The sequence below is a fragment of the Gordonia sp. i37 genome, assembly GCF_002043085.1.
GTDB lineage: Bacteria > Actinomycetota > Actinomycetes > Mycobacteriales > Mycobacteriaceae > Gordonia > Gordonia polyisoprenivorans.
This window is the reverse complement of sequence record NZ_MVPX01000380.1, coordinates 1-15184: the sequence shown is the minus strand read 5'-3', so window position 1 is coordinate 15184 and position 15184 is coordinate 1. Positions and strand designations below refer to the sequence as shown.

13 protein-coding genes and 2 pseudogenes are annotated in these 15184 nt (G+C 67.4%); 8 read left to right on the top strand and 7 right to left on the bottom strand.

Translation table 11 applies throughout. The features are described from left to right. Nucleotides 1-95: pseudogene (locus tag B1964_RS31100) on the bottom strand (enoyl-CoA hydratase); the annotation flags it as partial. Between the two features lie 73 nt (nt 96-168). Between B1964_RS31100 and B1964_RS18730 the strand changes: the two are divergent. The 3 genes from B1964_RS18730 to B1964_RS18720 all read left to right on the top strand — a co-directional run bounded on the left by B1964_RS18730 (nt 169) and on the right by B1964_RS18720 (nt 2345). Further along, nucleotides 169-978: an SDR family oxidoreductase gene (locus B1964_RS18730; RefSeq protein WP_172398892.1), complete on the top strand. Its 810-nt coding sequence runs from the start codon at nt 169-171 to the stop codon at nt 976-978. 64 nt (nt 979-1042) lie between these two features. Continuing rightward, entirely contained in the window at nt 1043-1942 is a 900-nt protein-coding gene (locus B1964_RS18725; RefSeq protein ID WP_006371958.1) for an SDR family oxidoreductase, read from the top strand. A 31-nt stretch (nt 1943-1973) separates the two neighbouring features. After that, the gene (locus tag B1964_RS18720; RefSeq protein WP_079930824.1) at nt 1974-2345 is read left to right on the top strand and encodes a hypothetical protein; all 372 of its coding nucleotides are present in this window, start codon (nt 1974-1976) and stop codon (nt 2343-2345) included. 30 nt (nt 2346-2375) lie between these two features. Here B1964_RS18720 and B1964_RS18715 read toward each other — a convergent pair whose 3' ends face one another. Then, complete coding sequence (locus B1964_RS18715) at nt 2376-3032, bottom strand: GNAT family N-acetyltransferase (protein ID WP_006371960.1); 657 nt, start codon at nt 3030-3032, stop codon at nt 2376-2378. A 159-nt stretch (nt 3033-3191) separates the two neighbouring features. On the opposite strand from B1964_RS18715, the gene fadD8 reads away from it, so the two are divergent. Further along, the gene (fadD8, locus tag B1964_RS18710) at nt 3192-4829 is read left to right on the top strand and encodes a fatty-acid--CoA ligase FadD8 (protein WP_079930823.1); all 1638 of its coding nucleotides are present in this window, start codon (nt 3192-3194) and stop codon (nt 4827-4829) included. Between the two features lie 20 nt (nt 4830-4849). Here fadD8 and B1964_RS18705 read toward each other — a convergent pair whose 3' ends face one another. The 5 genes from B1964_RS18705 to B1964_RS18685 form a co-directional block, all read right to left on the bottom strand. Beyond that, entirely contained in the window at nt 4850-5929 is a 1080-nt protein-coding gene (locus B1964_RS18705; RefSeq protein ID WP_079930822.1) for a DUF5685 family protein, read from the bottom strand. Between the two features lie 91 nt (nt 5930-6020). Then, the gene (locus B1964_RS18700; RefSeq protein ID WP_079930821.1) at nt 6021-7265 is read right to left on the bottom strand and encodes a nucleotide disphospho-sugar-binding domain-containing protein; all 1245 of its coding nucleotides are present in this window, start codon (nt 7263-7265) and stop codon (nt 6021-6023) included. After that, the gene (locus tag B1964_RS18695) at nt 7262-8599 is read right to left on the bottom strand and encodes a hypothetical protein (protein ID WP_079930820.1); all 1338 of its coding nucleotides are present in this window, start codon (nt 8597-8599) and stop codon (nt 7262-7264) included. Before B1964_RS18695 ends, B1964_RS18700 begins: the two co-directional genes overlap by 4 nt. Then, entirely contained in the window at nt 8596-9465 is an 870-nt protein-coding gene (locus B1964_RS18690; protein ID WP_079930819.1) for an ABC transporter permease, read from the bottom strand. The genes B1964_RS18695 and B1964_RS18690 overlap by 4 nt, the downstream gene beginning before the upstream one ends. Beyond that, entirely contained in the window at nt 9462-10454 is a 993-nt protein-coding gene (locus B1964_RS18685; protein WP_079930818.1) for an ATP-binding cassette domain-containing protein, read from the bottom strand. The genes B1964_RS18690 and B1964_RS18685 overlap by 4 nt, the downstream gene beginning before the upstream one ends. 263 nt (nt 10455-10717) lie before the next feature. Between B1964_RS18685 and B1964_RS18680 the strand changes: the two genes are divergently transcribed. The 4 genes and pseudogenes from B1964_RS18680 to B1964_RS18665 all read left to right on the top strand — a co-directional run. After that, nucleotides 10718-11737: an alpha/beta hydrolase family protein gene (locus tag B1964_RS18680; RefSeq protein ID WP_014361522.1), complete on the top strand. Its 1020-nt coding sequence runs from the start codon at nt 10718-10720 to the stop codon at nt 11735-11737. Between the two features lie 54 nt (nt 11738-11791). Further along, nucleotides 11792-13270: a condensation domain-containing protein gene (locus B1964_RS18675; protein ID WP_079930817.1), complete on the top strand. Its 1479-nt coding sequence runs from the start codon at nt 11792-11794 to the stop codon at nt 13268-13270. Between the two features lie 80 nt (nt 13271-13350). Continuing rightward, a complete protein-coding gene (locus tag B1964_RS18670) occupies nt 13351-14718 on the top strand; it encodes a condensation domain-containing protein (RefSeq protein ID WP_253194061.1) in 1368 nt (455 codons plus the stop codon). Further along, nucleotides 14715-15184 (top strand): annotated as a pseudogene (locus tag B1964_RS18665) (condensation protein); the annotation flags it as partial. The gene B1964_RS18670 and the pseudogene B1964_RS18665, both read left to right, overlap by 4 nt.

Genomic DNA, 15184 nt, shown 5'->3' with positions numbered 1-15184 from the left:
GCGAACCACGCCGACGACGGCAGCGCGTTGACCGGCGGGTAGTCGACGGTGACGGTGACGACCCCGCCATCGGTGCGGGTAGTGGTGATCGGCACGCGTGCTCCTCTCGGCAAAGCGCTGAAGAAAACCAACCAAGCAATTGCTTGGTTCTTTGGTAGGGTAGCACCCATGACGACAGCGGCACAGGTGACCGGACGGCCGGGCCGATACGACCTCGGGCTCGCCGGACGGGTCGTGTTGGTGACCGGCGGCGCCCGAGGTGTCGGACTCGGTATCGTTGCCGCCCTCGCCGACTTCGGCGCGACCCCGGTGGCCTGCGCTCGACATTCGAGTGACGAGCTCGAATCAGTTTCCGCTGCAACATTTCTGCCGTGTGATGTGCGGGACGAGGACGCCGTGGCCGCCACCCTCGCGCGAATCGTGGAGACCCACGGGCGGATCGACGGCGTGATCAACAATGCGGGCGGGTCGCCGTTCGCACTGGCGGCCGACGCCTCACCACGCTTCGCGAGCAAGATCGTCGAACTGAATCTGCTTGCCCCGCTGATCGTCGCGCGTGCGGCGCAGGCCGTCATGCGTGGTCAGGAGAGCGGTGGCGCGATCGTCAACATCTCGAGCGTCAGTGGGCACCGCGCCTCCCCGGGTACCTCCGCGTATGGGGCCGCCAAAGCCGGACTCGACAGTCTCACCACCTCACTCGCCGTGGAATGGGCGCCCCGGGTTCGGGTGAACTCCATCGTCGCCGGACCGGTCGAAACCGAGCAGGCCCACCTGCACTACGGCGACGACGCGGGCATCGCCGCGGTCGGCCGGACGATTCCCATGGGTCGCATGGCGCGCCCCGCCGATGTCGGCGCCGCCGCGGCGTTCCTGCTCTCGCCACTGGCCGGCTACATCACCGGCGCCACACTGACCGTCCACGGCGGGGGCGAGCTACCGGCCTTCCTCGCCGCCGCCAACGCAGGCAACGACGTCTGATCTGCCCGGACGCCTGATCTGTACAACTACGCTGTGAACCGAAACATCTGAGAGGACAACAACAGTGGCTGAGAGCGCGTCCAATGCGGGTCGTGTGGTCGTGGTGACCGGTGCGGGTCAGGGAATCGGCCGGGCCCATGCGGTGGCCTTCGCCGCCGACGGCGCCAAGGTGGTCGTCAACGACTTCGTGGCCGAGGCCGCCGACGCGGTGGCCAACGAGATCCGTAACCGTGGCGGGGACGCGATTGCCGCCACCGGAGACGTCGCCGACTGGGACACCGCGGCCGGCATCATCGCCACGGCCGTCGACGAATACGGCGCACTCGACGTCCTGGTCAACAACGCCGGATTCGTGCGTGACCGCATGCTGGTCTCGATGGCCGAGGAGGAGTGGGACGCCGTGGTCCGCGTGCATCTGAAGGGGCACTTCGTGATGCTGCGTCATGCCGCCGCCTACTGGCGGGCGCAGGCCAAGGCCGGCAGCCCGCGCACCGCCCGCGTCGTCAACACCTCGTCCGGGGCGGGCCTGTACGGCTCGGTCGGTCAGGGTAACTACGTCGCCGCCAAAGCCGGTATCGCGGCGTTGACCGTTCAGGCGGCCGCCGAGATGGGCGGTTACGGTGTCACGGTCAATGCGATCGCACCGGCGGCACGCACCGCGATGACCCTCGGTGCCGGCGAGGCGATGGCCGCGCAGATGGCCGCCCCCGACGACGGCTCCTTCGACGTGATGGATCCGGCGAACATCTCGCCGCTGGTGTGCTGGCTCGCCTCGCCGCAGTCGGGTGAGGTCACCGGTCGGGTCTTCGAGGTGGAAGGCGGCAAGATCTCGATCACCGACGGCTGGCAGCGTAGCGTCGAACGCGACAAGGGTGCGCGCTGGGAATCGTCCGAACTCGGCCCGGTGATCGCCGAGATCATCGGTAAGGCGCCGGTGCCGATGCCGGTCTACGGCGCGCGCTGACACCGTTGGGCAGATACCTCTTGGGGGAACCATGACCGACTCCGTGGCGGCGGCCCGTGTCGCGGCGGCACGGGCCTATGTCGACGCACTGGTCAGTCACGACGCGAGCGGGGTCGACCTGCATCCGGATTGCACCCGAGTCGAATTCGGTGTCAAGACCGGGCGCAACGGACCGCATATCGCACGCAGTCTGGAACGCGGACCGCAGTTCCTGCTGATCCACCGTGTCAGTGGATTCGAGGCCACCGTCGACGGGCACAGCGTCACCACCCGCTACCTCGTACACGTCGCACCGAAGATGCTGGGGCTCGCGGCGCCGGTGTCGGAAACCTTCGTCATCGACGAGGACACCCGCATCCGCGCGATCGTCGCCCGATTCGGGCTGCCCCGGCGGGTCGGCTGAGCGCACCGACCCGCACGAGGTCACCACCGTTCAGGCGCCCGGCGCCCGAACCACCATCGGCACACCCGGGAAGTAGGCGGCGATCTCCGAGCGTGACTTGCGCAGGGCGGCGGTGCCGTAACCCTTCTTGCGGTGCTCGGGATGAATCCAGATCCGCACATCGACCTCGCCGGAGGTCAACTCGCCGAAGACGAAGCCCACCTTGGACTCCCCTTCGACGGCGACGAGCCAGACGGCTTCCTCGTCGTCGACGCGCGCGGTCGCCTTGCTCAGTTCCTCGGCCAGATCGCCTGCGGGAGCGCCCGAGCCGTCACCGGCCACGCCGAGTTCGGCGGTACGTGTGGCAAAGAGGTCGGCGTCCTCCTCCGGGGAGAACGGGCGCAGATCGAGGGTGTCACCGCTCGAGGCCGGTCGCTCGGCGAGGGTGAACGTCAGCGCCGAGTTCAGGTCGTCGAGTTCGGCCTGATTCTTGCGGCGCTCGTCCTTGGTGAGCTGATCGAGTTTCATGTCGAGGATCGCCTCGGCCCCGAGCTGGGACTTGTCCAGCAGCTCGGCAATCGCGGCGACCGCCTCGGAGTGGTTGTCGGCCTCGACGATGGTGTCGAGAACCTCGTGGCGCCGCTCGAGGGCGGTCAGAAGTGCGTCGGTGATGTCGCGACGGGAGGTCGCCAGGTCCAGGTCAGTCATGACTCGATCCTAGTGTGGAGTCGCCGCCCATGAGGGCAGACTCGATCTGTAACACGTTCTAGTCCTATTCTCGTCTACGATCGGCGATATCTGTGCACGTCATCGACGAATCTTTGCCACACCCTTCCTCAGTTCTGAAACACGTCCTAGTCTGTTCGTATGACTGAGGACAGCTCTGTGACCGAATACGACCCGTTGCGCAGCGGGGTCCATCTGGGTGATCTCATGGTCGCGGCCCTGCGACGGCATCGCGACCACAAGGTGCTCGAGCTCGGCGACACCGAACTCACCGGTGGCGAGATGGCCGACGCGGTCAGCCGGTACGTGCAGGCCTTCGAGTCGGTGGGGGCGGGATCGGGAACCGCGGTCGGACTCCTGGCGCTCAACCGTCCGGAGGTACTCCTGGTGATCGGTGCCGGGCAGACCCAGGGCTGGCGGCGCACCGCGCTGCATCCGCTCGGCTCGCTCGACGATCACGCCTACGTGCTCTCCGACGCCGGGGTCACCACACTGGTCATCGATCCGGTGCCGATGTTCGTCGAGCGGGCGGTGGCGCTGGTGGACCGCGTCGAGCGCCTCAAGCAGGTCCTCACCCTGGGGCCGGTGCCGGAGGAACTGTCCGCGTACGGTCGCGACATCATCGCCGAGGCCGACACGTTCTCGCCCCGCCCGCTGACCGCGGCGGCGCTGCCCGGCGATCACATCGTGTCGATCACCTACACCGGCGGGACCACCGGAAAACCCAAGGGTGTCATCGGAACCGCGTCGGCGATGGCGACGATGACCCAGATCCAGCTCTCGGAGTGGGAATGGCCGGAGCGACCACGGTTCCTGATGTGTACGCCGCTCTCGCACGCCGGTGCGGCGTTCTTCGTGCCGACGTTGATGAAGGGCGGCACGATGATCGTGCTGTCGAAGTTCGACCCCGCACAGGTTCTCGCGACGATCGACGAGAAGAAGATCAGCGCCACCATGCTGGTGCCCTCGATGCTCTATGCGCTCCTCGATCATCCCGACTCGAAAACCCGTGACCTCTCGTCGCTGGAAACCGTGTATTACGGTGCCTCGCCGATCAATCCGGTGCGGCTCGCCGAGGCCATCGAACGTTTCGGTCCGATCTTCGCCCAGTACTACGGGCAGTCCGAGGCCCCCATGGTGATCAGCTACCTCGGCAAGCACGACCACCCGAAACCGGGCGAGGACACCCGCCGACTGTCGAGCTGTGGCCGGCCGTCGGCCTTCCTGCGCACCGCGCTCCTCGGCCCCGACGACGCGCCCGTCGCGCCGGGTGAACCCGGCGAGATCTGTGTGGCCGGACCGCTTCTCGCCGGCGGCTATTGGGGCCTACCCGAGCAGACCGCGGCGACCTTCCGGGACGGTTGGCTGCGGACCGGTGATGTCGCCCGGGAAGACGACGACGGCTTCTGGTACATCGTCGACCGCACCAAGGACATGATCGTCACCGGCGGCTTCAACGTCTTTCCGCGGGAGGTCGAAGACGTTGTCGCCGAACATCCTTCCGTCGCACAGGTCGGCGTGATCGGGGTACCCGACGACAAATGGGGCGAGGCGGTCACCGCGGTCGTCGTGCTGCGTGCCGACGCCGCATCCGACGATGCGGGACGGGCGCGGATCACCGCCGAGATCCAGAGTGCGGTCAAGGAACGCAAGGGTGCGGTGCAGTCACCCAAGCAGGTGATCTTCGCCGACGCGCTGCCGTTGACCGCGCTGGGCAAGCCCGACAAGAAGGCGTTGCGCGCACAGTTCTGGGAGTCGGCCGGACGCGGGGTCGGCTGAGCGGCATCGACCGAAAGCGTTCAGGTGCAATCACAGTCGCAGCAGTCGCAGCAATCCCCGCAGTCGTCGTTGCAGCAGGGGTCGGTGAATTTGTCACTGCAGTGATTCCAGTGGTCGGCGCAGCACGCCCGGCCCGTGCAGCCGGTCCACAGGAACGGGCCGAGGCGATCACGAAATCGTCGGTTCGGTGGGAACGGCGGGGGATAGGGCCAGGAGTCGGGGAAGTCCGGTGGTCGCGTGGCGGGCCACCGGGTCCGCGCATGCATCCGGCGGGCGATCGCGTGCCGTAGACCGTCGAGGAATACTGCCCGCAGCAACCGGTCGTCGTCGAGTCGGAGCCGGGAATATCGCTCGGTGATCCGGTCACGCCGGTCGCGACACTCGGCCAGCGCCGCCGTCACCTCGGTTCCGGTGGCGCGCAATGGATTGTATGCACCATCGAGCGCGTCGGCGTGATAGTCGTCGACGGCGTCGAGCAGGTGGGCGATCGTGCCGAAGTCGTAACCGATGGCCGCGAGGTCGGCGCGGTTGTCCGGCACGCCCGAGGCATCGGCGGTCGCAGCGAACACCTCGGCGCACGCCTGGCCGCTGGGATCGGTGATCTCGCCGAGAGATGTGGCAGTGCACTCGATCTCGGGCTGACGGTGCAGGGTGTGCAGGATGCGCTCGACGTCGAGAACCGGTGCATTCGACGCCGCCGCATGTAACCGTGATCCGATCACCCGGGCGGTTGCCGACCTCATCGGTGAGTGTGGCGCGAGTCCGAGGCGCTGCTCGGCGCGGACATCGTCGGCCTTGGCCGCGGCCAAGGCGAGCGACGCGCCGGCCGCCAGCCGGATACCCGGGTCGGTGGCGGTCACCACCGTGGCCGTCCGCAGGGACCGGAGTGGGCATCGGCCCGCTCGTGTGGTCGTTGCCGCACCGCCGTATTGGGCTTCGGTGAGGATCGAGATCATCACCGCGTCGGTGTTGGTGGTCAGTCGCGCGGCTTGGCCGTGACCGTCGCGCAACGCCAGACACAACCCGCAAAGATGTGCGCGCCACCGGTCGGCGAGTTCGTCTCCCAGACGGTGACGACAAGGTGTGAGGACCCCGAACATGCCGCCATCCAAACATCACGCTCCGGCTCGACGCCATCCGAGTCGCAGCCGTGTCCTTCAGGCGGACGACAACCCTTCGGTGGTCGACAACTCAGGTCGTCGACGCCGCGGCGGTCGTGATGATCTCGCACGCGACGTCGACCGCATGATGCGGGGGAAGGAGTCGCTCGGCGATCCGACGTGCGGCTGCTTGCGCGCCCGGGTCGGTCAGCACCGACAGATCGTCAGCACTCATCCGGCTCAACCGGCTTCCGGTTCCCGCACCGCAGCGGCGTAACGCGGCCGCCCAGATCGGTTGGTCGGCACTGAACCATCCGACGGCTGACGGAATCCCGGCCCGCAGGACCGAACCCGTCGTCCCGGCGCCACCGTGGTGCACCGCGGCGCGGCAATGCGGCAGCAGCGCTTCGTGATCCACCGTTCCGGATACTCGGAACAGACGGGAATCCGTGATCGGAAGGTCCAGATCGGTGTGGGCGATCACTCGCAGACCTCGATCGAGCAGGGTGGTGACCACGAACTCCATCCGGTCCACGGGGGTTCGCATGCTGCCGAAACCGACATAGACCGGCGGCGGTCCCGAGCAGGCGAAACCGATGGCCGCGTCGGTCCGGTCCAGGCCGTCGTTGATCGCCGTCCGGATCTCCTTGTCCGGGCACAGGAATCCGACGAAGGGGCGCTGCGATCCCCACTCGCGCGGCAGGTCGGGGAACAGGACCGGGTCATATACCTGGATTTCGGGGATTCCGTCCGCGCGCAGACGTCTGCTGAATGGGCGCCGGTCCGGCGGCAACCCCAAACGTGCGCGCAGTCGGCGGTCGGCGCCGCGGGTCGAGCGCCACATGACCCGATCGGCGAGCGTCCATGCCACGCGTGAGACCAACTGCGGCACATCCCGATACACCGGCGAGACCGAGCCCGAGACACGCACCGGGCAGTAGTGCAGGGGAACGAAGGCGATCCCGCGGCTCTCGGCGATGGTCGCGGCCCGGTCCTGGGCGAGCAGGCCGGTGACGAGGACGTCCGACTCGTCGGCGAGCTCGGCCATCACCCGCTCGGACTGCTCCACCCCGTACGCGCTGACCTCGCGCAGCGCCCGGAATCGGGTGCGCGGATTGCGCGACTTGAGGTCGTTGCGGATCAGTGGACTGGCGAGCAGATCCGCGGTCGACGGACAGAGCTCGGTGGTCGGAATCATCGTTCGTGCAAAGGATTCCACCAGATCGGCCGCCACGGCCAATCGCACCGAATGACCACGCCGCACCAACTCGGCGGCCACCGCGGCCGCCGGTTGGACATCGCCGCGGCTGCCGTGCAGCGCGAAGGCGATTCTCATCCGCCCCACTCGCTCGCCTCGAGTTCCCATCGCTTCAACTCGGCGCGCACCAGGGCCGCCAGGGCGGCGTCATCGGCGGCCAGCCGCGGATCGAGGGACGTCACCGCCAGCCCGATCGCACGGGGTCCGACGCCGAACCATCCGCTCACACCGCCACCGAAGTCGGCCGTGCCCGCCGGCCGGCCGGTGAAGGCGCGCACCGCGATCTCGGCATCGAGTCCGCTTCCCAGGCTGCAGAATTCGGGCGACAATTCGCCGAGGTTCGACGCCAGGCACATCGGCGTCGAGCCGTTGGCGGCCAGGCGTCGCACCAGCCCGTCGCCGAGCGCCTGCGCGATCTGCGAGAGGTTCCCCATCGAGGACGCGGCCGTGGTCACGCTGCGGTAGGCCTCCTTGCAGGCCACCCGAATCGCGGTGAGATCGTGATAGCGGTCGTCGGATACCCGGATCCGGGCCGTCGTCCCGGTGGTGGCGTTGGCCCGACGGTCCCCCTCGGGGTGCATCGACACCGGAATCGATACGGGAACAACGTTATCGGGTCCCACGATCCCGGCCTCGGCGAGGAGTCCGACCATGATCGCGACGAACAACGCGTTCGCGCTGCCGTGCGCACGTGCGGCAGCGCGCGCGTAGTCGTCGGCCGGGATGCTCAATAGGATTCCGCAGGGTTCCTCCGCGATGAGTCCCCCCGGTCGCACCGGGCCGGCCGGGGTGGGTTCGCGCCGGGACCCGACCGTGCCGGCGATGAGTCGACCCGTGGCCAGCGCGGCTCGAGCGGCGGTCCGCACACCGTCGATGACGTCGTCGAGTGGACCCACCGGTTCGGTGGTGACGGCGTAATCGTTTCCGCGAACGGCTTCTTCGACCGCGGTCACCATCGACCATCCGTCCGCGACGGCGTGTGCGGCGATCAGCGAGACCAGGGTGGAGCGCCCGTCCGCCGAGTACGCGGCGGTCAGTCGCCACGCCGGTCCGTCGACGCTGTCGACCCCGCGCTCGGCCTGCCGTCGCGCCCATGCCACGGCGTCACCCTCGGCGACGGGCTCGTTCTCGAAGTGGGTCATCCCCGCTGCCGGTGTGTAATGCCAGCGATCACGGACCGGAGGCGGGCGACGTCGTGCGAGGCGGGACAGACGCCCGTACCGTAGCCGAGTCGCCAGGGTGGACAAGACATCCGGATCGAGACGGCCGTCGAATCGCCATGCCCCCTGGTTGATGACACCGAGTCCGAGGGCGTGCTCCATGCGGATGAACAGGTCGTCGTCGGTACCCAGGCGCTCGGTACCCAAACGCTCGGTGGGGCGACGCCGGATGTCCGTGTCGTGGTTGGTCATAGGCGTGTGAGGTAGGCGCGCAGGGTCGCGGGGGCGAAGATCACCAGGATCACGCAACAGCCGAGGAGTGTCCATCCGACGTCCGCGGTGAACTGCCCGTGATTGGCGAGTGCGCGAAATGACGAGATGAGGTGTGAGATCGGGTTGATCTCGGCGATCACCCCGAGCCATCCGGGCATCGTCGAGGTCGGCACAAAGGCGTTGGAGGTGAACGTCATCGGCATGAGGATCAGCATCGAGATGCCCTGGATCGCCGAGACCTTCGACAGCAGCACACCCATGAGGGCGAAGATCCAGCTCAACGAGAACGCGGCGAAGACGACGAGGACCACGCCGAGCAGCACACCGAGGGGGCTCGTGGGTCGATAGCCGATCGCCAGACCCACCGCCAGCGAGACCGTGGTCGCGATGAGGTAGCGCGCCGTGTCGGCGATGAGCAGTCCGGCCAAGGGGGCGATCCGAGCGATCGGCATCGACACGATCCGGTCGAAGACGCCGCTGTCGATGTCCTCCCGTAATTGGGTTCCGGTGACGATGGACGTCGTCACCGACACCGAGACCAACACGCCGGGAACCAAGAGCTGCAGGTAATTTCCGACGCCACCGGCGACCGCACCGCCGAAGATGCTGGCGAACATCACGGTGAAGACGATCGGTACGACGACGACGTCGATGAGGCCTTGCGGCGAGTGGCGCATCCGCAGGAAACCTCGCCGTGCCAGGGCGAGGATCTGTCGCAGCGCCTGCGAGAGCGGCACCCGATCGAGTGGGGTGATCGGCCATTCGATGCCGACCGCGGGGTTCTCGGCACCCTCGATGGCGTCGGCGGTCTCGATGGTGCGGGCGCCCAGCACGTCTTCGGTCATGAGGCGTCCTGCCACGAGATCTCGTTGCCCGCTGCATCGTGGGTCGCCGGATCGCCGGTGAGGGCGAAGAACACATCGTCGAGCGTCGGGCGTTGAACCGAGAATTCGACGATACCGACCGACGCGGCCTCCAGATCGGCGACAGCGCGCGCCGCCAGTCCGGGATCGGTGATCGACGCCGACAGTCGTGCCTCGCCGGCCACCTGCGCCACCTCGGTGCCCAGGCTCTGCTGCAAGACCCCGGCCGCGCGGGGCAGTTGTGCGGCGTCGGTGATGATCACGTGCAGCGACTTGGTGCCGATGCGTTCCTTGAGGGTGTCGGCCGTGCCCTCGGCGACGACACGTCCGGAATCCATCACGACGATGGAATCCGACAGCTTGTCGGCCTCGTCGAGATATTGCGTGGTCAGCAGTACCGTAGTGCCGCCCGAGACGAGTTCACGCACGGCTTGCCACACCCGTGCCCGGGTCGCCGGATCGAGGCCGGTGGTGGGCTCGTCGAGAAACAGCAATGGCGGCGCGGTGATCAGGGAACACGCCAGATCCAGGCGACGGCGCATTCCGCCGGAATAGCCGGAGACCGCACGGCGGGCGGCGTGAGAAAGTCCGAATTGTCCGATCAGGTCGTCGGCACGAGAACGCGCTCGGACTTTGCTGAAACCACGCAGCTCGGCGAATAATCGTAGGTTCTCCTCGGCGCTGAGATCCTCGTCCAACGATGCATACTGACCGGTCAATGCGATGAGGGAGCGCACGGCGGTGCCCTGGGTCGCCACGTCGCGGCCGAAGATGCGCGCGCTGCCCCCATCGGGGCGGAGGAGCGTCGAGAGCATGCGGACCGTGGTGGTCTTACCTGCGCCGTTGGTGCCGAGCAGTCCGCACACCGAGCCGGTCGGGACCGACAGGGAGACGTCATCGACCGCGGTGACCCGCCCGAACGTCTTGCGCAGCGACGCGGCCTCGATGGCGGTCGGAGGCAAAACGACCATGCCGGGCTCCTTTCTCGACGCGATTGCGATACGTAGCCTACCGAGATCCGGACGATTCGGCGCCATTCAAAGTCTGCTTTGGTTTACCCGCCACGAGTGATTTCACAGGAATCTCGCAGAAAACGCCACATGGTTCGACAACGTAATCCATTGATCCGGAGAAAGAAATTGTGACGAATACCGCGAGTTCGGGTTATCTTGAGCGTGCTGGCGGTCTATCTGAGCCACATTTCTCGGTTGTTCACTGTTCGCGAGGTGCTGATTTGTCGGGTGATTCTGGTCGCCGTTCGCGGTGGCGTTTCCGCGTTTCCGCGGGTCTTCTGGTCGTCGCTGCCGCGGTGATGACCGGGGTCGTCGGTGAGCCGGGGGCCGCATACGCGACGCCGCAGAAGGCGTCCATCGTACGGACGGCGTCGGAGGGGACCGACCTCACCGCCCTCTATGTGTACTCCCCGGCGATGCGCAAGACGATCAAGGTGCAGGTGCTCACCCCGGCACACGCCGACCGGACTCGTCCGTCGCTGTACCTGCTCAGCGGACTCGGTGAAGAAGACCCGCAGAACAGCATGTGGTTGCGCAAGACCGATGCCCGGCGCTTCTACGCCGACAAGAACGTCAACGTCGTGATGCCGCTGGCGGGCAACGGCAGCCTGTACACCGACTGGGAACGTGATGATCCCAAACTCGGCCGCTACCAATGGGAAACATTCCTGATCGACGAGCTGCCGCCGCTGATCGATGCCACGTTCAACGGTAACGGCAAGCGGGCGATCGCAGGCATCTCGATGGGTGCGGGTGCCGGGTTGGTGCTCGCCGCACGCCATCCGGGTTTCTATCGGGCGGTCGCCTCCTACAGTGGCTGCTACACCACCACCGGCCTGGCCGGACAGACGTATCCGCGGGGAATCGTCACCGCATTCGGCGGCAACCCCGACAACATGTGGGGCCCTCCCAACGATCCCCAATGGGCCGCGCACGACGTGGTGTCGCTGGCCGGCAATCTGCGCGGCACGACGGTGTATGTCTCCAGTGGAACCGGGATGCCCGGCAAGTACGACGAGCCGGGGTACCCGGGAAACAGTGACCCGGCGAATCGCCAGGTCGTCGGGGGTGGAATCGAATTCGGTACCTACCTGTGTACACGGGAATTGCAGTCCCGACTCGTCGCCTCCGGCATTCCCGCGACGATTCGATACGTCGATCCGGGAACGCACTCCTGGCCGTACTGGCGCGACCAGCAGACGCAGAGTTGGCCCACCATTGCCCGCGGCTTGAACAGTTGATGCGCTTTCAACAATTGCTCCGTCCCGTTCACACGATCATTACCGGAGGTTTCGATGGAATACACAGAGCTCGCCGACTATCGGATTCCCGGCGGTCGGGTGACCGCGTGGGAGCCGACCGCCGACCCCGCCGCCTGGCAGCCCGATCCGCGGCGGCTGTCCTACATGCACCTCGAGCACGCGCGCCGCGCCCAGACGATGGGTGCCGACTGGTACAGCGAATGGATCGGCACGGCGTTCATGATCGACCGTCCCCTCGATCGAGAGGCACTCGCGGCCGCCATCGAGGAGTGGTACCGCAGGCATGAGGCGTTCCGGTCGTCGGTGCGCACCGATGCCGGTACCGGCCCCGAGGACGATCTGACCCGGATCACCACCGCAGCCCAGGCGATCTCGGTCCGCACGAGCGCACTCGGCGACGCGATGAGCGCCGACGAAGCCCAGGCCTGCGTGCAGGAGTACTTCAACAGCACCGTGTCACCGCTCCGGTGGCCCCACTGCGTTGCGGTCACCGTCGAACCGGACGGCGACGACAATCGTTTCTTGCTGGTCTTCGCCGCCGACCACACCGTGATGGATGCCTACACACAGGTTTTCGCGATCCGCGAGCTCACCACCCTGTACGAGGCCGCACTGGACGCAACGCCGCACAATCTGCTGGATTACGGCAGCTACCTCGATTTCGCCGACGCCGAACGCGATCTCGGCGAGCAGATCGACGCCAACAACATCGCCGTCACCCTGTGGCGCGAGTTCTTCGAGACCCCGACATCGGTCGCGCAGCCGGGGCCGATGCCGACCTTCCCTCGTTTCGAGGTTCCCGACGGCCATTCTCCGACGATCACCTGCCCTCGCATCCCCGACGACGGATACCAGTCGAGCCTGTCGACATATCTCCTCGATCCCGCCCAGACCAAGGCGTTCGACACGGTGTGCAAAGCCGCGGGCACCTCGATGGCCGTCGGTGTGTACACGGCGCTGACGGTGGCCGGTGCCGCCTGCAGCGGGGCCGACGATCTGCGGTTCATCAGCCCCGTCCACACCCGCACCGGCCCCGAGTGGGGCGAGGCGGTGGGATGGTTCGTCGGTGTGATCCCGATGCACGCCCGATTGGGTGGTGCCACCACATTCCGTGAGGCACTGCCTTCCGTGGCGGCGAGTGTCGGACGGTACCGCGATGCCGGCAGCGCTCCGTTCGCCCCGATTGCCGACCTGATCGGCGGCGACGTGACCCCGCCGGGATTCGTCATCTCCTACATCGACCTGCGACGTGCCGAGGGCGCCGACCAGTGGGACGCGCGCAATGCCCGCGTCCTGCGGAGCGCCACCGCCGACGCCGACGAGGTGTACTTCTGGATCAACCGAATCCCGGACGGCCTCAACGTCTCCGCCCGGTTCACCGCCGGTCCGCAGGGCGCTGCGGTCGAGGCGTTCCTCTCGACGTTCCACGCCATACTGCGCTCGGTGATCGCCGACGGCGACTGCCCGGTCGTCCTCGCCGATACCTCCGCACTGACCGGCCGGCGCCGGTGACGGTGCGGTTCTCACCACCCGGTGAGCTCGGACCGCTTCTGCGCGAGGCATTTCCGGGTGGGTCCGTCGTGGAGTGGACCATGCGCTCCCCGGATCGGGCCAGACTCGGCTCGTCTCCCTCGGGTGCGGGAACCTTCCTGCAGTCCGATCACCTCGCGACCGCGGTCGCCGCTCGTCTACGCGGCGAACCGCATCGGGCGATCATCGGCTCCCTCACGCGTTTCGACGAGCCGCTCGACGCCGAGGCCATGGCGCAGGCGCTCACCGACTTCGTGCGGCGCCACGAGGAACTACGTGCGCACTACGTGGTCGACGAATCGGGGATCACCCGCGTGGTCGCACCAGCGGATTCGGTGGAGATGGTCACCACCGTGCCGGACCCCGACCTCGTCCTCGACGAGGCGTCGGTCGGCGAGTATGCGGCGCAACGCATCACCTCGCTGACCGACTTCGATTCGGTACCCGCCATGGCATTCGGGGCGGCGGCGGGTGAGCGGGGTTTCACGTTCTATCTGGGCGCCGACCATGTCCACGGAGACGGATACTCGGTGTGGCTCGCGCTCGCCGAGATCGTCGCGCTCTACCGGGCACGGGTGCACGGCGAGCCCGCGGATCTGCTGTCGGTCGGCAAGTACGCGGATTTCATCCGGGCCGAGGCGATGTCGGCCGCGGCGGTCGCCGCCGACGCCGACAGCGTCCACACCTGGCGGGCGGCACTGCGGGCCAAGGGCGGGGTTCCGACCTCGCCGCTCGATCTCGGGATCGACGGTGACACCGCCGTACCGGCGGTCCGTGCCCGTCGCGATCTGATCGACGCCGATGACGCCGCCCGGATCGACGAGCGGCTCGCCGGGACCGGCTGCACCTTCACCGGGTGTCTGTACGCGGCAATGGCATCGGCGCAGTTGGCGGTGACCGGTGATCGCCTGTTCTGTACGACGACCGCCCTGGCGACGCGTCCCCCCGGGCACGAACGCACCCAGGGCTGGTTGTGCAACTTTGCGCCGATCTGTTTCGAGGTGGACCCCGACGCCGACTTCGTGTCGCTGATCGGGGCGGCCACCGACGCCGTCCGCGACGCCCGCTCCGCCGCAGCCGCGCCGGTGGGTGCGGTACTCGGGGTGTTGGCGCAGACCGGTGAGTTGCCGCCGATCACGGGTTCGCCGCAGATGGTGACCTACCTCGATCATCGTCGGCTGCCGGGGGTCGAGGACCCGACGGTGCGGACGACGGTCGGTTTCCCCGGTGTCGGAAAGACCAAGAACGCCAACCTCTGGGTGAGCCGGATGACCGACTGCGTGACGGTGGAGACCCAGATCCCCGACAACGCGACCGCCCGGCGGAACATCGGTGCCTACCTCGACGCGATCGCCGATATCCTGCACGACTTCGCCGCGGGTGCCGAGCGGCCCGCACCGCGCACCGGATCGACCGGGGCAGCGGTATGAAACTGGCGAGCCTGGAACACTATTCGGTGCAACCGGGTCGCTTCGTGCAGTGGATGCCGGAGTGCGCAGCGGCGAACTCGTCGGCTGTGACGGTCATGGCGGTCTCGGAGAACGAGCGTTTCCATCTCGATTCGGTACAGGAGGGTCACCTGGGCTGGATGACCCTCGTCATCGATCTACCCCGATCGGTGCCCCGGGAACTGCTGCGCCGCATGGTATCGGAGCTGATGTCGCGTCATGACGCATTGCGCAGCCATTTCGTCGCCGGCGATGACTATGTGCGCCATCATCATCAGGATGTCCCGGCGATGGTCGACGACGAGATCGATGCGCGCGACTGGGACGCGCAGGCACTCACCGACGAAGTACTGCGACGAACGGCATCGGCGTGTAATCCACTCCGATCCGGTGGGCACTTCTTGTCCGCCGTCTGCCGGCCGGACTCGACGACGGTGATCTGTGCCTT

What these genes read in the sequence shown, in the direction of transcription:
- B1964_RS18675 (WP_079930817.1), top strand. Translation starts at nt 11,792, where the DNA reads ATGGAATACACAGAGCTCGCCGACTATCGGATTCCCGGCGGTCGGGTG.
- B1964_RS18705 (WP_079930822.1), bottom strand. Translation starts at nt 5,929, where the DNA reads ATGTTCGGGGTCCTCACACCTTGTCGTCACCGTCTGGGAGACGAACTC.
- B1964_RS18670 (WP_253194061.1), top strand. Translation starts at nt 13,351, where the DNA reads ATGCGCTCCCCGGATCGGGCCAGACTCGGCTCGTCTCCCTCGGGTGCG.
- B1964_RS18715 (WP_006371960.1), bottom strand. Translation starts at nt 3,032, where the DNA reads ATGACTGACCTGGACCTGGCGACCTCCCGTCGCGACATCACCGACGCA.
- B1964_RS18700 (WP_079930821.1), bottom strand. Translation starts at nt 7,265, where the DNA reads ATGAGAATCGCCTTCGCGCTGCACGGCAGCCGCGGCGATGTCCAACCG.
- B1964_RS18685 (WP_079930818.1), bottom strand. Translation starts at nt 10,454, where the DNA reads ATGGTCGTTTTGCCTCCGACCGCCATCGAGGCCGCGTCGCTGCGCAAG.
- B1964_RS18695 (WP_079930820.1), bottom strand. Translation starts at nt 8,599, where the DNA reads ATGACCAACCACGACACGGACATCCGGCGTCGCCCCACCGAGCGTTTG.
- B1964_RS18720 (WP_079930824.1), top strand. Translation starts at nt 1,974, where the DNA reads ATGACCGACTCCGTGGCGGCGGCCCGTGTCGCGGCGGCACGGGCCTAT.
- B1964_RS18690 (WP_079930819.1), bottom strand. Translation starts at nt 9,465, where the DNA reads ATGACCGAAGACGTGCTGGGCGCCCGCACCATCGAGACCGCCGACGCC.
- B1964_RS18730 (WP_172398892.1), top strand. Translation starts at nt 169, where the DNA reads ATGACGACAGCGGCACAGGTGACCGGACGGCCGGGCCGATACGACCTC.
- fadD8 (WP_079930823.1), top strand. Translation starts at nt 3,192, where the DNA reads ATGACTGAGGACAGCTCTGTGACCGAATACGACCCGTTGCGCAGCGGG.